Below are 21,249 nucleotides of genomic sequence, written 5' to 3' on the forward strand. Positions count from 1 at the left end.
AGTGATTGATTCTGTGGCCTAGGCATATCATTGGCGCCGACCGAGACGGATCCTGCCGCAGCAGAGCTGCCGCGTGAAAAGTAAAAGAGGTGCCCGATGTCGCTACTGAACACGTCGCCAGAGCTGCTCATCGGCGGCGCAGCACACATAGCTGGCATCGGTTCACTGCTCGACAAGGCCACCATGGCAGCGACTGCAACCACGAACGTAATGACAGCCGCAGGCGACGAAGTATCGCTGGCCGTCGCCGCCCTGTTCGAACAACACGGCGCCGATTACCAGACGATTGCGACCCGCATTGCGCGCTGGCACGCCGAGTTCGTCGACACCCTGAACAACACCGGGCTGATGTATGCCGACTCCGAAACCGGAAACGCCCTGCGATTGAGCGCCGCCGCCGAGACCGCTCCGCTGGCCCGCCTCCAGGCGGCCCTGATCAGCACTCCCGAAGCGCTGCTACTGGACCCGATCGACACCGTCGGTCAGGGTTGGCTCACCAGTCCCCTGGGGTCCCTCGTCAACCCGGTGCTGAACATGCCGTTCACCGCCCTGACCGGGCGCGCCTTGGTGGGTAACGGGGCCGCCGGGGCGGTCGGGGTCAACGGTGGCAACGGCGGCAGCGGCGGTTGGCTTTATGGTCACGGCGGAGACGGCGCGGCCGCCACGGCCACGACCGCCGCTGGGCGTGGTGGTGACGCCGGGTTGTTCGGCCAGGGCGGGGCTGGTGGGGCTGCCCTGGCCAACTCGGGTGGCAACGGCGGGGCCGGCGGCAACGGCGGGCTGTATTTCGGCGACGGCGGGCCCGGCGCGCCGGGCGCGGCCTCGCTGAATCCGTTGATTCCCGGCGGCAACGGCGGGGCGGGCGGCAACGCCGGGTGGTACGGCAAAGGTGGCGCAGGTGGGGCCGGCGGGCCTGGCGCGCCCGGCGCCGCCGGCGCGGCGGGCGGCGCGGGAGGCAACGGCGGCGCCGGCGGCACAGGCGGCACCCTCTGGGGCAATGGCGGCGACGGTGGTGTCGGCGGTGCCGGCGGCCACGGCGGGCACGGCAGCAATGGCAGCAACGGCGCGGCCGGCAACTTCGACACCGGCAACGGCACCGGCGGCAACGGCACCAACGGCACCAACGGTGGGGCCGGCGGCGCAGGTGGGACGGGCGGCAACGCCGGCGGCGCCAGCGGCATCGGCGAAGCCGGCACCAACGGCGGCGGCGGCGCCGGCGGTGCCGGCGGCAACGGCGGGCTGGCCGGCGACGGCGGAGTCGGCGCCGCGGGCAACGCCCAGTTCATCAACGGCGGCAACGGCGGCAACGGCGGCGACGCCGGAGTCGGCGGCGCCGGTGGCCTTGGTGGCAACGCGGGAACCGGGGGAACCGGGGGGACTATCGGTGCCACGGGCCTCGGTGGCGCCGCGCTGGCCAGCGGTCACGGCGGCAACGGCGGCGCCGGATTCAGCGCCACCACCCCGAGCGCTAACGGCGGCAACGGCGGCAACGGCGGCCTGGGTGGGTCCGTCGGCAACGGCGGCGCGGGCGGGGCCGGCGGCAACGGAGCCAACGCCACCGCGGCGGGCGCCAACGGAGGTAACGGAGGCAACGGCGGCAACGGCGGCAACGCCGGCGTCCATGGTGTGTCGGCCGGCAACTCCGGCGGGGGCGGCAACGGCGGCAACGGGTCCACCGGCAATGTGAGTGTCAACGCCGGCACCGGCGGCTCGGGTGGCCATGGCGGCAATGCCGGCACCGTCGGAAGCGGTGGCACCAAAGCCGCCACCGTCGGCAATGCCGGCAACGGCGGCAACGGCGGCAACGGCTCCACCGATCGCATCAACGGCGGACCCGGCGGCACCGGCGGCGCGGGCGGGGACGCCGGCACCGTCGGGTCGGGCGGCAACGGGGGCCGCGGCGGCGGGGGCGGCGTCGGCACCAGCTTCTCCGGGGCACGGGCCGACGGCGGTGACGGCGGCAACGGCGGCAACGCCAGTCAGGGTGGTGTCGCCGGCGACGGTGGCGACGGTGGAAACGGCACTCACGGTGGCAACGGCGGCCGTGGCGGCGACGGCGGAAACGCCGCCGGGGGCACCGCGGGGAGCGGCGGAAACGGCGGCAACGGCGCAGGCAGCAACAGCCTCGGCGACGGCAGCGGCGGTAAGGGTGGGGCCGGCGGCAATGCGGGCACCATCGGCGCCGCGGCCGACGGCGGAAACGGCGGAAACGGCGGCAACGGCAGCAATGGCAACACGAATGGAGTCGGCGGGGCCGGCGGCCACGGCGGCAATGCCACCTCCGCGCAGGGGCAAGCGGGCAACGGCGGCAACGGCGGCAAAGGCGGCTCCGGAATTCTGAACACCGGCACCGGGCTGGCCGGCGGTGACGGAGGAGACACCGGCACGATCGGCGCTCCCGCTACCGCCGGCCACGGCGGCGACGGCGGCGCCGGGATCAACAACGGCAGCGGCGGCAACGGCGGAAAGGGCGGCAGCGCGGCCAACGGCGGCACCGCAGGTAGAGGCGGCAATGGCGGGGCCGGCGGCGCAAACGGCGGCAACGGCGGCAACGGCGGCGACGGCGGCAACGGGGCTGGCCACGGCGACGGTGGCAACGGCGGGGCCGGCGGGAACGGGGCACTTGGCTTCAACAACGGGACCGGCGGTGCCGGCGGCGCGGGCGGCAACGCCGGAACCAACGGCAACGGCGGGGCCGGCGGCGCCGGCGGCAGAGGGCTGAACAGCACGGCCGCGCAGAACCCGCACCCGCTGCCCGCCTCGACCAACACCGCCGCAGCAACCGGCCAACCCGGCAACAACGGCACCGGCCCCGACGGCGCCGGAGGCCCCGGCGGACCCGGCGCCTTGGGCACCACCGCACAGCCCGGCGGCGATGGCGGCGGCGGCGGCAGCGGTCAAATCTTCCAGACATCCGACGGCGGCAAGGGCGGCAAGGGCGGCGACGGCGGGGCCACCAACGGCTCCGTGGCTGCGGCGGGTGGCAACGGCGGAGGTGGCGGCGACGGCCACTTCAGCGGCAAAGGCGGCGACGGCGGCAACGGCGGCACCGGTGGCAGCGGCGGCGGCACCGGCGGCGACGGCGGCACCGGCGGTATCGGCGGCATCAGTGGCAAGGGCGGCACCGGCGGCACCGGCGGCACCGGCGGTATCGGCGGGGGCACCGGCGGTAACGGTGGCAATGCCCCCGGCGGCGTCGCGACCGGCGGAAACGGCGGCAACGGCGGTGCCGGCGGTGGATCCGGCGGCACCGGCGGCAACGGGTTCAACGGTGGCGTCGGCGGAAACGGCGGCACCGGCACGGCCGGCAACGACGGTAGCGCCGGCGGCAGCGGTGGCGCGGGTGGCGCAGGCGGGACCGTATCCGGCAACGGCGGCGCAGGCGGGGCCGGCGGCGTGGGAGGCGCCGGGGGCGTGGGAGCGGTCGGTGGTCATGGTGGCACCGGCGGCGAGGGCGGCGTCAACGGCACGTCGGGCAACGGCGGTGTCGGAGGCCGAGGCGGCGTCGGCGGCGCGGGTGGAGCGGGCGGCGGCGGCGGCGCGGGTGGCACTGCAACCAACGGCACCGGCGGAACCGGCGGGGCCGGCGGCAATGGCGGTGCCGGCGCGACCGGTGGAACCGGCGGCAACGGCGGCGACAGTGGCAGTGCCGACTTCTACACCGCCCCGGGGCAGGGCGGCGTCGGCGGAACCGGTGGCGGCGGCGGCATCGGCGGCAACGCCGGCGCGGGCGGCCAGGGCGGCGGCAGCGTCACCGGCAACCCAGGTCTGTCGGGCCTCTCCGGCGTGGGCGGTGCCGACGGCAAGGCCGGCGCAAATGGCACCAAGGGCTCGGTCACACCCTGAAAGCTCAGTGGTCCGCTCATCACGCGCGACTGAGGCAGCCACCGCCGCGTCAACAGCCGGGCAGAGTGTTCGGGCCAGCAATTTAACTATCGATTGTTTGATTCACGCTACGGAGTTACGGTTCAAGAAGTCTTCCCAGTGTCGTGGCGGCTTCTCGGGCTCTCCGTCACGAACGGATAGCCGAGGTGCGCCATGTCGTTCCTGACCGTTTCGCCTCAGATGTTGGCGCTGGCAGCGCGGGACGCGGCAGGTGTTGGCGCGCAGATTACGGAGTCCAACGCCGCAGCCGCGGCCTCGACCACAATGCTCGCGGCAGCCGCGGGTGATGAGGTCTCGGCGGCCGTTGCGGCTTTGTTCGGCACCTTCGGCCGGCAATACCAGTCCGCCAGTCTGCGCCTGGCCGAGCTCTACGACCAATTTGTGCAGCGCCTCGCCAACGCCGGGAGCGTCTTCGCCAGCGCCGAAGCCACAAACGCGACGCTGCTACAACTAGGTCTGGGCTCCGCCGCGACCGAGCCTGTCTCTTTGACCCGGCTGCAGGCGGCCATCGCCACCGCTCCCGAAGTGTTGATCGGTGACCCACTCGAGGCCATTGGCCAAGCATGGATCACCAGCCCCCTGGGTGCGGTCGTCGACCCGGTGATCAACACACCATTCGAACTTCTGACCGGCCGCGACCTGATCGGCAACGGCGAGAACGGCGTGGTCGGCGTTAACGGCGGCGAGGGTACCGACGGCGGCTGGCTCATCGGCAACGGCGGGCAAGGCGCACCCCAGACGGCGACCACACCCGCCGGTCGTGGCGGCGACGCCGGTTGGATCGGCACCGGCGGGCGCGGCGGGGCCGCGTTGCCCGGCCTGGGCGGAAACGGCGGTGACGGGGGCAATGGGGGCTGGCTGTTCGGCGACGGGGGCGCGGGGGCACCGGGTGCCGCCTCCTCGAACCCGCTGATCGCAGGTGGCAATGGTGGCGCCGGGGGCAACGCCCTGCGGTACGGGCATGGCGGGGCCGGCGGAGCAGGCGGAGCGGGCGCGCCTGGGGCCACCGGCGGGATCGGCCCGGATGGCAACGGCGCAACGGGCGGGGCCGGCGGCCGAGGCGGCAACGGCGGGACCGGCGGCATGGGCGGCACCATCTGGGGCAATGGCGGCGACGGCGGGGTCGGCGGCGTGGGTGGCCAGGGCGGAGCCGGCGGGGCCGGGCAGACCGGGGCGACCGGCAGCTGGGACAACGGCGGCAACGGCACCGGCGGCAATGGCAGCAACGGCGGGGCCGGCGCGGCCGGCGGGCACGGCGGCAACGGCGGGAACGCCGGACACGCCCAAGGCAATGGCGTCAGCGGTGTCAATGGCGACGGCGGGGCTGGCGGCGCCGGCGGCAACGCCGGAGTCGGCGGCGACGGCGGCGCCGGGGCGGCCGGCCTCATAGGCACCACTGCCGACGCAAACGGCGGCAACGGCGGCAACGGCGGCAACGGCGGGAACCCCGGCACGGTCGTCGGGGTCGGCGGCAACGGAGGCACCGCGGGCACAGGCGGAACCGGCGGAACCACCGGCGCCGATGGCACCAAAGGCGTCATACCTACCAGCGGCGGCAACGGCGGTTCCGGTGGCAGGGGCGCCGATGCCGGCGTCCTTATCGGCAAAGCCGTCATCGGTATCGGCGGACAGGGCGGTTCCGGCGGCAACGGCGGCGACGGCGGAGACGCCGGCAACGGCGGGGCCGGCGGCGACGGCGGCACGGGCGGCCGCGGCTACCCGGACGCCATCGTCAACTTCGCCGGCGACGGCGGCAACGGCGGCAACGGCGGCAGGTCCGGCCTTCACGGTCTCGCCGGCGGCGCGGCCGGTAACGGCGGCCACGGCGGAGACGGCCAGTCGCCGCTGACCGGCAATGGCGTCGGTGGCAACGGCGGCAATGGCGGTAATGCCGGTAATCCCGGCAGCGCCAGCCCGATTGGTGGCACCGACGGCGCCTCCGGCACCGGCGGTAACGGCGGTCGGGGCGGCGACGGCCGCAACGACGCGGGTGGCAATGGCGGTAACGGCGGCAACAGTTTCGGCATCGGCGGCACCGGCGGCAACGGCGGCAACGGCACCACCGGCGGCGTCGGCGGTAACGGCGGCGAAAGCGAGGCCAGCACCGGCGGCACCGGCGGCGCCGGCGGCCAAGGCCTGACTGGCTCCGGCGGTGCCGGCGGCGATGGCGGCAACAGCAGGGCCGGCACCGGCGGCAGCGGCGGCGCTGGCGGCACCGGCACCACCGGCGGGACCGGTGGCAATGGTGGTCGTGGCGGCAACCCGGTCGGCTTCTTCGACATCAGCGGTCATGGCGGCGACGGCGGCACCGGCGGCCTGGGCACCAACGGGATCGGCGGCACCGGCGGCAACGGCGGCAATGTAACCAGCGGGATTGCGGGCAACGGGGGCGCCGGCGGCCTGAGCAACACGGCCACCGGCGGTACCGGCGGCAACGGCGGCCACGCCACCACCGGAACAGCCGGTAACGGCGGCACCGGCGGCGGCACCAGCGCCAAAGGCGTCGCAGCCGGTATGGGCGGCAACGGCGGCAACGCCACCACCGGCAGCGCCGGAGACGGCGGCACCGGCGGGGCGGGCTCCAAGGGCGGCGATGGTGGTTCGGGTGGCAGCGGCGGCAATGCCACCGCGATCGGCGGCACCGCGGGCAATGGCGGCACTGGCGGCGCCGGCGGAACCGGGCCGCTCATCGCCAGCGGCGGAGCCGGCGGTAAGGGCGGAAACGGCGGCAACTCCGGTACCAGCGTCAACTATTCCGGCGGCGTCCCGCACGGGGGGGCCGGCGGGCGCGGTGGCGATGGTCTCTTCGGTGGAAACGGCGGTGCCGGCGGGGATGGCGGCAACTCTGTGACCGGCTACGCCGGTCACGGTGGCGACGGCGGCAACGGCGGCGTCAACGGCACTTCCGGAACCGGACGCGGTGGTGACGGCGGCGCCGGCGGCAACGCCGGCAGCATCGGCTTGGAGGCCAACGGCGGCAACGGCGGCAACGGCGGCAACGGCAACAGCCAAAGCGCCGTCACCGACCGCGGCGGAGATGGCGGCAACGGCGGCAACGGCGGCAACGCCAACTCCAACCTGGGTCGCGCCGGCAACGGTGGCCACGGCGGCAACGGCGGCACCCCAACATTCCGCAACGGGGACGGCGGCAACGGCGGCAACGGCGGCAACACGGGGACCATTGGCGCCCCGGCGGCAGCCGGCAACGGCGGCAACGGTGGCAACGGCACCAACGGCGTCAATACCAACCAGGCCGCCGGCCATGGCGGGAACGGCGGCAACGGCGGCAACGCCGAGACCGCCTTTACCGGCGGCATCGCGGGTAAAGGCGGCAACGGCGGCAACGGCGCCCTGGCATTCGTGAAGACCGGCGTGCTGGACGGCGGTGACGGCGGGGCCGGCGGCCACGGCGGGAACGGCGCCTCCGGCGGCAACGGCGGCAACGGCGGCAACGGCGGTCGCGGCCTCGTCGGCCCCGACAACACTCCCGGCAGCGGCGGCGCCGGCGGGGCCGGCGGTGACGCCGGCACCAACGGGAACGGTGGCGCCGGCGGCAACGGCGGACAGGGCGCAGCCGGTGGGGCCGGGCAGAACCCGAAGGCGCAGCCCCTTCCGCCGTCGCCCCAAGCCCCGGCAAGCAAGGGCGCCACGGGCCCATACGTCGACGCCCCCAATGGCATCCCTGGCGGTGACGGCGCCGACGGCGGACCCGCACAGGCCGGCGGCAACGGCGGCCACGGCGGCAGCGGCACCATCGTCGGGTCCTCGACCGGCGGCGTCGGCGGCAACGGCGGCAACGGCGGCGCCAGCAACGGCACCGTCTCCGCGGCCGGCGGCGCCGGCGGTACTGGCGGTGACGGCCATTTCCGCGGCAACGGCGCCAACGGCGGCAACGGCGGCAACGGCGGCAGCGGCGGCGGCCTCGGCGGCGCCGGCGGTGCTGCCGGTGGTGGCGGGTTGAATGGCGGGGTAGGTGGCACCGGAGGTAGCGGCGGCGCCGGCGGCAGCGAGGGTGGCACCGGCGGCACCGGCGGCACCGGCGGCTCAGGCGGCAGCGGCCTCGGCCTCACACGTCAGCTGAATAACCTCCTCGGCCGAATTACCGGCGGCCCGGGCGGCACCGGCGGCGACGGCGGCGTCGGCGGCAGCGGTGGCGGTACCGGCGGCGCCGGCGGCAACGGCGGCGATGCCGGGACCTTTGCCCAAGCCAGTCAAGGTGTCTACGGCGGCAACGGTGGAGACGGCGGCGACGGCGGCTTGGGTGCCGGCACCGGCGGGGTCGGCGGCAATGGCGGTGGCGGCACTCGCGGTGGGATCGGCGGGACCGGCGGCAACGGCGGTGCCGGCGCCTCGAACGCGGGTAGCGGTGGCGCCGGCGGCAACGGCGGCGCCGGGGGCGCCGGCGGCACGGTGAGCGGCAACGGTGGTGCCGGCGGTCAAGGCGGAGCGGGTGGGACCGCCGGCCTTGGTGCGAGCGGCGGGTCCGGCGGCACCGGCGGCACCGGCGGCCCGAGCGCACGCGGCGGCGCCGGCGGCAACGGCGGCCTTGCCGGAGATGGCGGCACTGGCGGGACCGGCGGGCTCGGTGGGGCCGGCGGCGGGGCCACCAACGGCAACGGTGGAGCCGGCGGCACCGGCGGGGCCGGCGGCACCGGTGGCACCGGTGGGACCGGCGGGTACGGCGCTAACGGAGGCGCGGGCGGCTACGACTGGTTCATCAGCAGCAATGGCGACGGCGGGAGCGGCGGAACGGGCGGTACCGGCGGAAACGGCGGAAACGCGGGTGTTGGTGGCGCAGGCGGGGCCGGGGGCTCGTCCGCCAACGGGTCAGGTGGCGTCGGCGGCGCCGGCGGGGCCGGTGGGAACGGCGGCACCGGCGGGGGCGGCGGCCAGGGCGGCTCCGGCGGCGAAGGCGGTCAGGGTCTCTTCGGAGAAGGTTCCGGGGGTAACGGCGGCGCCCGCGGGGACGGCGGGAGCGCCGGGGGCGGCGGTCAGGGCGCCGAGGGCGGCGCCGCTGGGGCCGGTGGAACGAGCGGCGACGGCACGGTGGCGGCCGGAGGCACCGACGGCCTATCCGGCGGCAAGGGGCAGGGCGGCACCACCGGCGTGCCCGGCACCAGGGGCATCAGCCACGACGCAAGGGATCTGACCCCTCCCGGGTTGTGGATCGGACCGTGGCCGTGGCTTCCGTTGACACCCCCGTGACGTAGCGGTCAGCGCGACAGCCGCTACGCCCCGTGCCCGGCCGGCACCCGCTCCGTCTCGGTCGGCGGCCCGGGCGGGGTGCCGTCACCGAAAGGCCTGCCTCCCAAGGCTTCCCGGCCGTGCGGCGTGAGCCAACTGGACAGGTCAGGCCCTTTCGGCACGATGCCGGTGGGGTTGATGTCGGAATGCACGATGTAATAGTGCTGCTTGATCTGGACGAAGTCGGTGGTGTCGCCAAAACCCGGTGTCTGGAACAGGTCTCGGGCATAGGCCCACAGCACCGGCAGCTCCGACAACTTGGACCGGTTGCACTTGAAATGCCCGTGATACACCGGGTCGAAGCGGGCCAGCGTGGTGAACAACCGGACATCGGCCTCGGTGATGGTGTCCCCCACCAGATATCGCTGCCTGGCTAAGCGCTCACTCACCCAGTCCAGGGCGGTGAACAGCCGGTCGTAGGACGCTTCGTAGGAATCCTGAGAGCCCGCGAACCCGCACCGGTACACCCCGTTGTTGATCTCGGTGTAGATCCGCTGGCTCACCTCGTCGATCTCGGCGCGCAGCTCCTCCGGGTAGAGCTGCGGCGCCCCCGCCCGATGGTAGGCCGTCCACTCCGTGGAGAAGTCGAGGGTGATCTGCGCGAAGTCGTTGGTGACGACGGCGCCGGTCGGAATGTCGACGATCGCCGGGACGGTGATGCCTTCGGAGTAGTCGGGATCACGTTTGAAGTAGGCGTCCTGTAGCCGCGGGATTTTCAGCACCGGGTCCACCCCACCGGAATCCAGGTCGAACGTCCAGCTGCGCTCGTCGTGGGTGGGTCCGCAAAAACCAATGGAGAGAACCGATTCCAGGCCCAGCAGTCTCCGCACGATGATGGTCCGGTTGGCCCAGGGGCAGGCCCGGGCGACGACGAGCCGGTACCGGTCGGGCTCAACCGGATAGCCGTCGCGCCCATCGGCGGTAATACGGGTGGTGATGTAGTTGGTGTCGCGGTTGAACTCGCCCTTGCCGGCGACGTAGGAGCCCATACATCCATCCTGCCGCACGGACGCGTTCATGAACCGCTAGGCCAGGTCGGTCTGGGTGGACGGTCCGGGCTCCCAATCCGCGATCCAGGGGCTGGTGCCCTCGGACTGGTCGACGATGAATCAGCTCCAACAGAAAAGCGACCGCGGAACAGATCTCTAGCGAAAGATGTTTTTTCCCAGCCACTTTCACGCGGTTCTCCGCCTGGGCCCTGGCCCGCTCCTCGGCGACCCGCGCGCTTGCTGTGCCCTCGCCGCCTCCTTGCTCACGATTGCCGTCGAGGCTTGTCGTACCCGGCGCCTGCCCGAATACTGCGCCCACCGGCGATGATGCGACCGCTTCGAGATCTTGCTCGCGCGCTGCGCAGCGCGCTCACCGTCAATCGGGTCCGCCCACTCCCGACCGCTGGGACCGCATGAGCCTCTCCGCTGATTTCGCAGCCCGGGTCTACATGTTCGCGAACGGCCCGCTACCAGCCCGCGCCAACGGCTCGCCAACTCCAAAATTTAATCGGTCAAGTTTTATAAACAATCGATTGATTACCCGCCGAGCGAACTACGATAGGAGCCAGTCGAATCGGGTCGGCCAGGCAGCCCCGCTGCCGCCATATCGAACAGGGGCAGGCTATGTCGTTTGTGTTCGCTACTCCGGAATTGCTGGTCGGTGCGGCCTCGGATTTGGCCGGAATCGGCATGACACTTGGTGCGGCTAACGCGGCGGCACTGGCGCCGACCACGGCGGTGACCGCGGCCGCCGCCGATGAGGTGTCGGAGGCGCTCGCGGCCCTGTTCGGCGCCTATGGCCAGCAGTACCGGGCGATCAGCGCGCAGATGACGGCGTTTCATCAACAGTTCGTCGCGACCCTGAACTCGGGCGGCGCGATGTTCGCCGGCGCCGAAGCCACCAATGCCGCGTGGGCCGCCACCGTCGAGTTGGCACCGCTGGGCGCGCTGCAGGCGGCGATCACCGCCGCTCCGGGGGTGCTGATCGGCGACCCGCTCGAATTCCTCAGCCAGGCCTGGATTACCAGCCCGGTGGGTGCCGTGGTGGATCCGGTGATCAACGCGCCGTTCGTGGCGTTGACCGGCCGCGGGCTGATCGGCAACGGCACCACCGGCGTGGCCGGCATCAACGGCGGCGAAGGCACCGACGGTGGGTGGTTGTTCGGCAACGGCGGCCAGGGCGCCGCCCAGACGGCGACCAGCTCGGCCGGCCGTGGCGGTGACGCCGGGTTGATCGGCAGCGGCGGGGCTGGCGGGGCAGCGCTGCCGGGCCTGGGCGGCAATGGCGGGGCGGGCGGTAACGGCGGCATCCTGTTCGGCGACGGCGGGGCCGGCGCACCGGGCGCGGCGTCACCGAATCCCCTTGTTGCCGGTGGAAACGGGGGTGCCGGCGGCAACGCCGGCCTATTCGGAAACGGTGGGGCCGGCGGAGCCGGTGGAGCCGGCGGCGCGGGTGCGGCCGGTGTCGCCGGCGTCTTGGGCGGCGCGCCCGGTCCCGGAGGCCAAGGCGGTAACGGCGGAGCCGGTGGAGCCGGCGGGTCCATCGGCGGAAATGGCGGCGCCGGCGGAGTAGGTGGAGCTGGCGGGCAAGGGGGCTTGGGCGTGATCGGTACCGTAGGCGCCGACGGCACCCCGGGCGGCCTCGGCATCCCGGGCGACCCCGGCGGCACGGGGGGCACGGGGGGCACGGGGGGTGCCGGCGGCGCCGGCGGCTCGGGCGGCATGGGCGGGTCCTCGACCAACGGTTACGGCGGTGTCGGCGGCCAAGGTGGCACCGGCGGCCAGGGTGGCACCGGTGGCACCGGCGGCACCGGCGGCAATGGCTTCCCGGGCCTCCCCGGTGTCGTGACAGAGACTCCAGGGGGTACCGGCGGCGTCGGCGGCGGTGGTGGAACGGCCGGCGTGGGCGGCGGGGGCGGCGCGGGCGGGAACTCAGCGAACGGCATCGCCGGACTGGGTGGCACCGGCGGCACCGGCGGTGCCGGCGGCAGCGGCGGCAACGGCGGCACCGGCGGCAACGGCGGCCAGAACGGTGCGACGGGCGAGTACGCCAAAGCTGGCGACGGCGGCTCGGGCAACTCCGCTTCCACCCCTGGCGGCACCGGCGGATCGGGGGGCGCAGGCGGCAACGGCGCTTACGGCCCGGGTCTAGGGGGCCTGGGCGGCCAACAGGGCGGCGCGGGCAAGGCTGGCGCAAAAGGTTCGAAGGGCCTGCTTGGCTGAAAGTAGCCGGCCAAACCGACATTGACCGCTGACGGCAGGCTGGATCGGGCCGGCCGGGAAGGATAACCGCCATGAGTTTCTTGACCTCAGCACCAGAGTTCACCTCGAAACAGCTGTACTCCGGCGCCGGTACCACACCCATGCTCGAGGCCGCCGGCGCATGGGAGGGCCTGGCCACCGAACTGTCCCTGGCCGCGAACTCGTTCACCACACATATCGCCAACGTCTCCAGCTCGGCGTGGCAGGGCCCGGCAGCCCAGGCAATGGCCGCCGCGTCCACCCCCTACACCCTGTGGCTCGACCAGGCGTCCACCCAGGCCGCACCGCCGCCGCCAGCGCCAAAGCAGCAGCCAGCGCCTACGAAGCAGCCAAGGCGGCCGTAGCCCACCCGATCGAGATTGTCATCAACCGCCAACTCATGACCTCGCTGGCGATACACAACTTCTTTGGACTCAACGCCCCGGCGATCGCGGCCAAAGAAATCGAATATCAAGAGATGTGGGCAAGAAATATCTCCGCAATGCTGGGCTATTTCGACGGCGCTTCAGCAGCCGCCGCACAACTAAGTCCCTGGGAAAACGCCCTCGCAGGCCTCACCGGCCAGGTCTCCGCCGCCGCCGAAGCCGCCTCGCCGATCACCACCGCACTACAACCCCTGATCAACCTGGCCGACGAAATCACCGACGACCTAGAGGCCGCGGTCCAGACAGTCACGGCAGCCTTCAAGCCATTCACCGAAGAGATCCTCAAGGACGAGGCACAGCTGGAAAAAACCATCGTGAACGCCGTACGGGCTGGACAACTCGACGAGCTGGCGGAGGCATGGGTTAACGCCATTAATTCCGCGGGAGGTCTCGGTGCCGAGTCGCTGAAAAATCTCAACAATGTTTTGCAGAGGCTTTTCTTCAACCCCAACAGTCAGTTTGCTTCCTTGACGCAAGAATTCCTGCTCGCGATCGCCAGATTCAACGGGTCGCTCCCCCGATAGAGCTGATTCCACTGGTGTAGCCAACGCGACGCCGGTCATCGGCGGACCCAGGGCGACAAGGCGCCGCGGCGCGGATTCCGACCTACAAATGAAAGATCTTCGTAGTAGGCGCGAGCCTTACCACCTGACTTTTGTCACTGTTGGCGGTTCAGCGTTTCGGGCACTAACCGGTGAGCCGTCGGGTGCCGGGACGGCCGGGATGATCTACGTGCACACCGGGAAGACGTCCTCGGGGGCCACGGCCGTGCGGACTGTGTGGTCCACCCGAAAGGGCTCCCGCAAGATCGAGAATCAGGCCTCGAACTCCCGGGCGACGGCCTTGACCACCTCGGAAATCTGTCGGGCGGTCTTGCGATCCGGGTAGCGGCCCTTGCGCAACTCGGGCTGCACGGTGCTCTCCAGCAATGTGATCATGTCCTCGACCATGCCGTGCAACTCGTCGGGACTGTGCTTGTGCTCGGCCGGCGCGTCGCGCCGGGGGCGGGCCGCCGACCGGGCCAGGCTCGGCGGTGGGTCAATCAGCTTCAGGCTCAACGCCTGCGGGCCACGCCGGCCGGAGGCGATGCCGAACTCGACCTTCTGTCCTGCTTTGAGCCCCTCGACACCCGCGGGCAACGCCGAGGAGCGGACGTAGACGTCCTCGCCATCCTCTTGCGACAGGAAGCCGAACCCCTTCTCGGAGTCGTACCACTTCACTTTGCCGGTCGGCACTGCTCTCACCTGCTTGTCTGACGGATCACTGGTATGCGACATAGAAGACGCGTCCCGCCTGCGCAGGACGCGATGACGATCACAGATCCTACTCGGCTGCCTGTCCGCCAAGCACCCCGGTTTAGCGGGTACTCGGTAGGCTGGCATTACCGCTGGAGGAGAGATGCGCCTGATCCTGAACGTTATCTGGCTGATTTTCGGTGGCCTCTGGCTGGCCCTCGGCTATCTGCTGGCAGCCCTGGTGTGCTTTCTGCTGATCGTCACCATCCCGTTCGGTTTCGCCGCGCTGCGAATCGCGTCATATGCGCTGTGGCCCTTCGGCCGCACCATCGTCGAGAAGCCCGGCGCGGGGACGGGCGCGCTGGTCGGCAACGTCATCTGGGTGTTGCTGTTCGGGTTGTGGCTGGCAATCGGTCACCTGGCCAGCGCGATCGCCATGGCCGCCACGATCATCGGGATTCCACTAGCCGTGGCGAACCTCAAACTGATCCCGGTATCCCTGGTTCCGCTGGGTAAGGAGATCGTTCCCGCCGACGCACGGGTGACCGCATGACGCTGACCGCGCTGGGCCTTCCGACGGTGCCCAGGCCAGGCTCCGCGTCCGGGCCCCTGGCAGGGCCCCGGGACGGGCCGTTGCTGGACAGCTACGGCCGTGTCGCGACCGACCTGCGGGTCTCGCTCACCGACCGCTGCAATTTGCGGTGCAACTACTGCATGCCCGAGCAGGGCTTGGACTGGCTGCCCGGCCATCAGTTGCTCCGGCCGGACGAGTTGGCCCGGCTGCTGCGTCTCGCAATCAGCCGGTTGGGAATCACCAGTGTCCGCTTCACCGGCGGCGAACCGCTGCTGGTTCGGCACCTCGAGGACGTGGTCGCCGCGGTGGCCGCGTTGACCCCCCGCGCCGAGATCTCTATGACCACCAACGGGGTGGGGTTGGCGCGACGGGCGGCGGGCCTGGCCGCAGCGGGCCTGGACCGGGTCAACGTCTCGCTGGACAGCGTCAATGCCACCCACTTCGCGGCCATCACCCGCCGGGACCGGCTGAACGACGTGCTGGCAGGTTTGGCCGCCGCCAAAGCCGCCGGCCTGCAACCGGTCAAGGTCAACGCGGTCCTGGATCCCGGCACCGGCCGCGAGGATGTCGTCGGCCTGCTGCGTTACTGCCTCGAGAACGGCTACCAGCTGCGTGTCATCGAGCAGATGCCGCTCGATGCGGGACATCAGTGGCGTCCCGGCGCCGCGCTGAGCGCCGACGACGTCCTAGCGGCGTTGCGCCCGCACTTTCGCCTCGAGCCGGACCCGGCACCGCGCGGTTCTGCCCCCGCTCAGCTCTGGCTGGTCGACTCCGGACCGGACACACCGCGCGGCAAGGTCGGCATCATCGCGTCGGTTTCCCACGCGTTCTGCTCGGCGTGCGACCGCACCCGACTGACGGCCGATGGTCAGATCCGCAGCTGCCTGTTCTCGAGCGAGGAGACGGACCTGCGCAGCCTGCTGCGCGGCGGCGCCGATGACGATGCGATCGAGGCGGCCTGGCGCGCGGCGATGTGGGCCAAGCCGGCCGGCCACGGAATCAACGAACCGGGCTTCATCCAGCCCGACCGTCCGATGAGCGCCATCGGTGGCTGAGAGGTCCGCTGCGGCTTCCAACGGCGGCGGTGGGGTCGAGGTGACGGTCCGCTATTTCGCGGCGGCCAGGGCCGCGGCAGGTATCGAGTCGGAAACGCTTCTGTTGCCTACCGGTGCGACCGTGGCGGCGTTGGTTCAAGAGCTCGCCAATCGGGGTACCCACCTGGCGACGGTTTTGAGCCGATGCTCGTATCTGCGCGACGGAATTGCCGTCCGAGATGAGGCCTCGGCGTTATCCGCCGGCGACACGGTTGACGTACTCCCGCCCTTCGCCGGCGGATAAAAAGTGTGAGTTATCTCACGTAACGGAACGATAACAACGCGGCCACGCTCCGGTGTCGGGTGTTATGAGCTGCGCAAACGTGTCCGATTCCTGGCGTTTTCTGCCGCCGGTGTGACGAAAACGCCGATCAATTGCACACGTGACGGGATCGTCGTAACCCGCTACCGTCTCGGGAGGCTCATCAAACCCAACCCGAGCGATGAGTTCTCCTTCACCTACAGCGCGCTGAGCTCCATCCCGTAGGCGAGGGATTCCGACCCGCGGATGGAGGCGGGGGACCCACCAGGTCCACCGAGATCGGACCGGGGCTGTTACGGCCCCTTGGGGTGAAGCCAACGTCGTATCAACGGTGAACGACTGGCCGGGTGACCTCTCCCATCCGAACCCGACAGCTGACCTCGCAAGCGTGTTACCGAGAGGAATTACCGAGCGTATGACTGGACGTCACCGCAAGCCCACTACCTCGAGCGTCAGCGTCGCCAAGATCGCCTTCACCGGTGCGGTCCTCGGTGGCGGCGGCATCGCTATGGCCGGTCAGGCCACGGCAGCCACCGATGCCGAATGGGACGCGGTTGCCCGTTGCGAATCTGGCGGCAACTGGGCAATCAACACAGGTAATGGGTTCTACGGCGGCGTGCAGTTCGCGGCCGGCACCTGGGCCTCACACGGCGGCACCGAGTTCGCCCCGTCGGCCCAGCTGGCCACTAAGGACCAGCAGATTGCCATCGCCGAGCGCGTGCTCGCCACGCAGGGCCGCGGCGCCTGGCCGGTGTGCGGAACCCCGCTGTCGGCCCCGTCGCCCCGCAACCCCGAACCGGCCGCACTGAACCAACCGGTCGACGCTCCCGCGCTCAACGGTGAGCAGGTTCCGGACGCGCCGCCGCCGGTCGAGGCCCCCGCGCCCGAGGTGCAGATGGCCGGCAACGACCTCGCGCTGGCGCCCGCGCCGGCCGACCTGCCCCCCGCGCCGGCCGAGTTGCCGCCGGCTCCGGCCGACTTGCCACCGGCTCCGGCCGACCTGCCGCCCGCTCCGGCCGACCTGGCTCCCGCGCCCGGCGACCTGTCGCCGGCCCCCGCCGACGAGCCGGCTCCGCCCGCCCCGGTGGTCGTGGACACCGGTTTCCAGCCGGCTGCCGGCGACGAGAACGCGCCGGTGGAGATCCACCAGGTCGCGGAGGTCGGCTACCACCAGCAGCTGTGGCAAGCCATCGTCGGCCAGGACATCGCCGGCAATGACGCGCTCGACGCCCTGGTAGCGGGTCCCGTCAGCTAGTCAGCTCGGGTCTGTTTCGAGGGCTCGCACCCAGGATCAGGCCGAACCCACCCATTCGTCCGAACCATCGTCGAAGAACTGGTGCTTCCACACCGGCAATCGCTCCTTGATGGCGTCGACCAGGCGTGCGCAGGTGGCGAACGCCGCCTGACGATGATCGGCCGCCACGGCGGCCACCAGAGCTGCTTCGCCGATGCTTAAGGCGCCGACGCGATGGCTGGCGGCCACTGCCCGTACCCCGTCGGCGTGACCGGCGACCTCGGCGACTACCTCGGCGAACACGTCCTGGGCCGACGGGTGGGCAGAATACTCCAGCCGCACCACCGGGCGGCCGCCGGCGTGATCGCGGATCATGCCGACAAATCCAACCACCGCTCCGGCGGACTGATGATTCACCAGTGCCTCATGTTCGGCGAGGGAGATTGGCTGGTCGGTCACCGCGGCGCGCAGGACCGTCGTCATCGCTTGTGATCCCCGCCGGCGAGCTGTTCGAGAGCATGGATGAGCACGCCGTCGAGCACGCCGAGACCGTCTCGCACCCCACCCGGTGAGCCCGGCAGATTGACGACCAGCGTCTTGCCCGCCACCCCGCACACACCGCGGGACAGCACCGACGTCGGCACCTTCGGCAACCCGGACTGTCGAATGGCGTCGGCCAAGCCGGGGATCATGTAATCCAGCACCGCCACCGTCTGTTCCGGTGTGGTGTCGGTGGGCGCGATTCCGGTGCCCCCGGAGGTGATGATCACGTCGACCTCGGCCTCGAGCCCGTCGTGCAGCGCGTCACCCACGTCGGCGCCGTCCGCCACCACCCGAGGGTGGGTCGGGAGAAACCCGCGCTGTTCCAGCCATTCGGTGATGATGGGTCCACATTCATCGGCGTACACCCCCGCCGAGGCGCGGGTCGAGGCGATCACGACGCGTGCGGTGCGGCTCACGGCCGCGTCCAACTTCCGCTGCGGCCGCCCTCTTTGCTGAGCACCCGGATATCGTCCAGCCGAGCGGCCGGGTCGACTGCCTTGATCATGTCGTACAGGGTCAGGGCCGCCACACTGACAGCGGTCAGGGCTTCCATCTCTACCCCCGTCCGGTCGGTGCTACGCACCGTAGCTTCGATCTCAACATCCGACTCTCCCACGGTGAAGTCAACATCGACCTTGGTCAGCGCGAGCTGATGACACAGCGGGATCAGATCGCTGGTGCGTTTGGCGGCCAGGATGCCCGCCACCCGGGCGGTAGCCAGCGCATCACCTTTCGGCAGGCCACCCGCCGAAATCAGCGCGACAACGTCAGCCGTGGTGCGCAACAGCCCGGCGGCGATGGCGGTGCGCCGCGTGGTGCCCTTTTCCGTGACGTCGACCATGTGCGCCGCGCCACGCTCGTCCAGGTGCGACAGCGCCGACCCGGGGGCCGCAGAGCGCTCTTCGTAGGCCCCAGCCCCCGACATGCCGACGGCCTACCAGGTGGCGACCGTCACCGGATGGACGTAGGGCAACTCCTCGGCAGGCACCGGAAACACCACTTCACCGAACGGCGAGAGTGCACCCGTGCGGTCCGTCACGAGTTCGCTCACTGCATGGTCGTCCGGGTCCGTCGTGGGCCAGCCGGGGTCCACATACTTCTCTTTGCGCGCCTTCGAGTCAGCCACGCGGTCTATTCTGACACCTCCGTCCACCGTCCGCGGCGGAAGGTTGAACCTCACGCCTAGGCTGGATCAGCGATGACCGAACACACCCCGGATATCCCGCTGGGGTCCTGGCTGGCCGACCTGCCCGACGAGCGGCTGATCCTGCTGTTGACGTTGCGGCCGGACCTTGCCCAGCCACCCCCCGGCAGCATCGCGGCGCTGGCCGCGCGCGCGCAGGCGCGTCAGTCGGTCAAGGCCGCCACCGACGACCTGGATTTTCTGCGGCTGGCGGTGCTCGACGCCCTACTGGTGCTGCAAGCCGACGCCGAACCCGTCCCGGTCACCACGTTGACGGCCCTGCTCGGCGAACTCGCGCCGGAGTCGGACGTGACAACCGCGCTGGAGGACCTGAAGAACCGCGCCCTGGTCTGGGGTGAAACCACGGTGCGGGTGGCCGCCGACGCCGGGGCAGCGTTGCCGTGGCATCCCGGGCAGGTGACGCTCGAGGACCGCACGCACACCGGGGAGCAGATCGCGGCGCTGATCGCCGCGGCCGACGACGCCCAGCGCGAAGTCCTGGAGAAGCTGCTCGAAGGGTCCCCGATGGGACGCACCCGTGACGCGGCGCCCGGCGCTCCGATGGACCGGCCGGTGCCACAGCTGCTGGCCACGGGCCTGCTGCGGCGCGTCGATGCCGAGACGGTGATCCTGCCCCGGCACGTCGCCCAGGTGCTGCGCGGCGAGTCGCCCGGTCCGGCGCAGCTCACCGAACCCGACCCCGTGGTGTCGACCGTCAAGGCGGTCGACGCCGACGCCGCGGCCGCCGGCGCCGTCATCGACCTGCTCCGACAAGTCGACGTGCTCCTCGAGACCCTCAGTAGCGCACCGGTTTCCGAGCTGCGCAGCGGCGGCCTAGGTATTCGCGAACTCAAGCGGCTGGCGAAGGTGACCGGGATGGAAGAGGCCCGGCTGGGCCTCATCCTGGAGCTGGCCGCGGCGGCGGGATTGATAGCCAGCGGCATGCCCGATCCCGAACCTACCCACGGCGAAGGACCCTATTGGGCGCCCACCCCGGCGGCCGACCGGTTCAGCACCCTGGCCGGCTCCGACCGCTGGTATCTGCTGGCCACCACCTGGCTGGACTTGACCTGCCGGCCGACGCTGATCGGCGGCCGCGGTCCCGACGGCAAACCCTTCGGCGCACTGTCGAATTCACTGTTCTCCACCGCGGCTCCGCTGGACCGGCAACTTCTCCTGGAATTGCTGGCCGGGTTGCCGCCCGGCGCCGGTGTCGATGCGAAAACGGCGTCGGCAGCGTTGATCTGGCGACGGCCGCGCTGGGTCCGACGGCTACAGCCCGAACCGGTCGCCGACTTACTGGCCGAGGGCCACGCGGTGGGACTGATCGGGCGGGGAGCGATCAGCACGCCGGGCCGCGCCCTGCTCGAGGACGACGCGGACCCTGCGGTGGTCGTCGACGCGATGACCCGGGCTCTGCCCAAACCGATCGACCACTTCCTGGTCCAGGCCGACCTGACCGTGGTGGTACCGGGTCCGCTGGAACGTGATCTGGCCGACGACCTGGCCACCGTCGCCACCGTCGAATCAGCCGGCGCGGCAATGGTCTTCCGAGTCAGCGAACAATCGATCCGGCATGCGCTGGACATCGGCAGAACCCGGGACTGGATGCAAGCGTTCTTCGTCGACCACTCCAAAACGCCGGTGCCACAGGGCCTTACCTATCTCATCGATGACGTGGCCCGCCGGCACGGTCAATTGCGAATCGGAATGGCCTCGTCGTTCGTGCGCTGTGAGGACCCGGCGCTGCTGGCGCAGGCGGTCGCGGCACCGGCCACCGAGGGGCTTCAGCTGCGGGCGCTGGCCCCGACGGTGGCGGTGTCACCGGCGAACATCGCCGAAGTGCTCACCGCGTTGCGCACGGCGGGGTTCGCCCCGGCGGCCGAAGACTCCACCGGCGCGATTGTCGACGTGCGCAGCCGCGGCGCGCGGGTACCCGCACCGGTGCACCGCCGGGCCTACCGGCCGGTCCCCCGACCGAACAGCGAAACGCTGCACGCCGTCGTCGGGGTGCTGCGCAAGGTGACCGCCGCCCCGTTCGGCAACATCCGCGTCGACCCGGCGGTGTCGATGTCGCTGTTGCAGCGTGCCGCCAAAGACCAGGACACGGTGCTCATCGGCTATCTCGACGCCGCGGGTGTGGCCACTCAGCGGGTGGTGTCCCCGATCGTGGTGCGCGGCGGCCAGCTGGTGGCCTTCGACTCGGGGTCCGGGCGGATGCGGGACTTCGCCATCCACCGCATCACATCGGTGATGTCGGCCGACGAAGGATAATGGACGTTGCTCCCCGCGCACCGCCTGCCGGGGACGCAGCGACTG

At 71.7% G+C, this 21,249-nt stretch carries 14 protein-coding genes, 2 pseudogenes and 1 riboswitch; of the genes and pseudogenes, 9 read left to right on the forward strand and 7 right to left on the reverse strand.

Annotation, left to right across the window (positions count from 1 at the left end):
* Positions 1–96 precede the first annotated feature (96 nt).
* Positions 97–3,846, forward strand: coding sequence for a PE family protein (locus tag JX552_RS33505; RefSeq protein ID WP_205874640.1), 3,750 nt, complete (start codon positions 97–99; stop codon positions 3,844–3,846).
* A 192-nt stretch (positions 3,847–4,038) separates the two neighbouring features.
* Positions 4,039–9,090 carry a PE family protein gene (locus JX552_RS25885; RefSeq protein WP_205874641.1) on the forward strand — a complete coding sequence of 1,684 codons (5,052 nt, stop codon included), beginning with the start codon at positions 4,039–4,041 and terminating at the stop codon, positions 9,088–9,090.
* Positions 9,091–9,113: 23 nt separating this feature from the next.
* Here JX552_RS25885 and JX552_RS25890 read toward each other — a convergent pair whose 3' ends face one another.
* Both JX552_RS25890 and JX552_RS32790 read right to left on the reverse strand, forming a co-directional pair.
* Positions 9,114–10,118, reverse strand: coding sequence for a glutathione S-transferase family protein (locus tag JX552_RS25890; protein ID WP_205874642.1), 1,005 nt, complete (start codon positions 10,116–10,118; stop codon positions 9,114–9,116).
* Between the two features lie 36 nt (positions 10,119–10,154).
* Positions 10,155–10,235 (reverse strand): annotated as a pseudogene (locus tag JX552_RS32790) (hypothetical protein); the annotation flags it as partial.
* Between the two features lie 507 nt (positions 10,236–10,742).
* Here JX552_RS32790 and JX552_RS33510 point away from each other — a divergent pair.
* Together JX552_RS33510 and JX552_RS25905 are read left to right on the forward strand one after the other, a co-directional pair.
* Positions 10,743–12,341, forward strand: coding sequence for a PE family protein (locus JX552_RS33510; protein WP_205874643.1), 1,599 nt, complete (start codon positions 10,743–10,745; stop codon positions 12,339–12,341).
* Positions 12,342–12,412: 71 nt separating this feature from the next.
* Positions 12,413–13,329: pseudogene (locus JX552_RS25905) on the forward strand (PPE family protein).
* 291 nt (positions 13,330–13,620) lie between these two features.
* Here the strand turns inward: JX552_RS25905 and JX552_RS25910 are convergent.
* A complete protein-coding gene (locus JX552_RS25910) occupies positions 13,621–14,040 on the reverse strand; it encodes a cold-shock protein (RefSeq protein ID WP_205874648.1) in 420 nt (139 codons plus the stop codon).
* A gap of 163 nt (positions 14,041–14,203) precedes the next feature.
* Here JX552_RS25910 and JX552_RS25915 point away from each other — a divergent pair, with 163 nt between their 5' ends.
* The 4 genes from JX552_RS25915 to JX552_RS25930 all read left to right on the forward strand — a co-directional run bounded on the left by JX552_RS25915 (position 14,204) and on the right by JX552_RS25930 (position 17,225).
* Complete coding sequence (locus JX552_RS25915; RefSeq protein WP_205874649.1) at positions 14,204–14,593, forward strand: YccF domain-containing protein; 390 nt, start codon at positions 14,204–14,206, stop codon at positions 14,591–14,593.
* Positions 14,590–15,669, forward strand: coding sequence for a GTP 3',8-cyclase MoaA (gene moaA, locus JX552_RS25920; RefSeq protein ID WP_205874650.1), 1,080 nt, complete (start codon positions 14,590–14,592; stop codon positions 15,667–15,669). Before JX552_RS25915 ends, moaA begins: the two co-directional genes overlap by 4 nt.
* Complete coding sequence (locus JX552_RS25925) at positions 15,662–15,952, forward strand: MoaD/ThiS family protein (RefSeq protein WP_205874651.1); 291 nt, start codon at positions 15,662–15,664, stop codon at positions 15,950–15,952. Before moaA ends, JX552_RS25925 begins: the two co-directional genes overlap by 8 nt.
* A 249-nt stretch (positions 15,953–16,201) precedes the next feature.
* A riboswitch (cyclic di-AMP (ydaO/yuaA leader) is annotated at positions 16,202–16,376 on the forward strand.
* Positions 16,377–16,385: 9 nt separating this feature from the next.
* The gene (locus tag JX552_RS25930; RefSeq protein WP_205874652.1) at positions 16,386–17,225 is read left to right on the forward strand and encodes a transglycosylase family protein; all 840 of its coding nucleotides are present in this window, start codon (positions 16,386–16,388) and stop codon (positions 17,223–17,225) included.
* 36 nt (positions 17,226–17,261) lie between these two features.
* On the opposite strand, the gene JX552_RS25935 is transcribed toward JX552_RS25930, so the two are convergent.
* From JX552_RS25935 to JX552_RS25950, 4 genes are read right to left on the reverse strand one after another with little or no spacing between them, the layout of a single operon-like run.
* On the reverse strand, positions 17,262–17,687 hold the full coding sequence (locus tag JX552_RS25935) for a molybdenum cofactor biosynthesis protein MoaE (protein ID WP_205874653.1): 426 nt from the start codon (positions 17,685–17,687) through the stop codon (positions 17,262–17,264).
* A complete protein-coding gene (locus JX552_RS25940; protein WP_431195893.1) occupies positions 17,684–18,163 on the reverse strand; it encodes a MogA/MoaB family molybdenum cofactor biosynthesis protein in 480 nt (159 codons plus the stop codon). The genes JX552_RS25935 and JX552_RS25940 overlap by 4 nt, the downstream gene beginning before the upstream one ends.
* A complete protein-coding gene (moaC, locus tag JX552_RS25945) occupies positions 18,160–18,672 on the reverse strand; it encodes a cyclic pyranopterin monophosphate synthase MoaC (protein ID WP_205874656.1) in 513 nt (170 codons plus the stop codon). Before moaC ends, JX552_RS25940 begins: the two co-directional genes overlap by 4 nt.
* A gap of 9 nt (positions 18,673–18,681) precedes the next feature.
* Positions 18,682–18,873, reverse strand: coding sequence for a hypothetical protein (locus JX552_RS25950; protein WP_371934305.1), 192 nt, complete (start codon positions 18,871–18,873; stop codon positions 18,682–18,684).
* Positions 18,874–18,945: 72 nt separating this feature from the next.
* Between JX552_RS25950 and JX552_RS25955 the strand changes: the two genes are divergently transcribed.
* Positions 18,946–21,204 (forward strand): helicase-associated domain-containing protein, encoded by a 2,259-nt coding sequence (locus JX552_RS25955; protein ID WP_205874657.1) that lies wholly within the window; start codon positions 18,946–18,948, stop codon positions 21,202–21,204.
* The last annotated feature ends 45 nt before the right edge of the window (positions 21,205–21,249 follow it).

The organism is Mycobacterium gordonae (genome assembly GCF_017086405.1).
GTDB classification, from domain to species: Bacteria; Actinomycetota; Actinomycetes; order Mycobacteriales; family Mycobacteriaceae; genus Mycobacterium; species Mycobacterium gordonae_D.

What these genes read in the sequence shown, in the direction of transcription:
- JX552_RS33505 (WP_205874640.1), top strand. Translation starts at nt 97, where the DNA reads ATGTCGCTACTGAACACGTCGCCAGAGCTGCTCATCGGCGGCGCAGCA.
- JX552_RS25885 (WP_205874641.1), top strand. Translation starts at nt 4,039, where the DNA reads ATGTCGTTCCTGACCGTTTCGCCTCAGATGTTGGCGCTGGCAGCGCGG.
- JX552_RS25890 (WP_205874642.1), bottom strand. Translation starts at nt 10,118, where the DNA reads ATGGGCTCCTACGTCGCCGGCAAGGGCGAGTTCAACCGCGACACCAAC.
- JX552_RS33510 (WP_205874643.1), top strand. Translation starts at nt 10,743, where the DNA reads ATGTCGTTTGTGTTCGCTACTCCGGAATTGCTGGTCGGTGCGGCCTCG.
- JX552_RS25915 (WP_205874649.1), top strand. Translation starts at nt 14,204, where the DNA reads ATGCGCCTGATCCTGAACGTTATCTGGCTGATTTTCGGTGGCCTCTGG.
- moaA (WP_205874650.1), top strand. Translation starts at nt 14,590, where the DNA reads ATGACGCTGACCGCGCTGGGCCTTCCGACGGTGCCCAGGCCAGGCTCC.
- JX552_RS25930 (WP_205874652.1), top strand. Translation starts at nt 16,386, where the DNA reads ATGACTGGACGTCACCGCAAGCCCACTACCTCGAGCGTCAGCGTCGCC.
- JX552_RS25935 (WP_205874653.1), bottom strand. Translation starts at nt 17,687, where the DNA reads ATGACGACGGTCCTGCGCGCCGCGGTGACCGACCAGCCAATCTCCCTC.
- moaC (WP_205874656.1), bottom strand. Translation starts at nt 18,672, where the DNA reads ATGTCGGGGGCTGGGGCCTACGAAGAGCGCTCTGCGGCCCCCGGGTCG.
- JX552_RS25955 (WP_205874657.1), top strand. Translation starts at nt 18,946, where the DNA reads ATGACCGAACACACCCCGGATATCCCGCTGGGGTCCTGGCTGGCCGAC.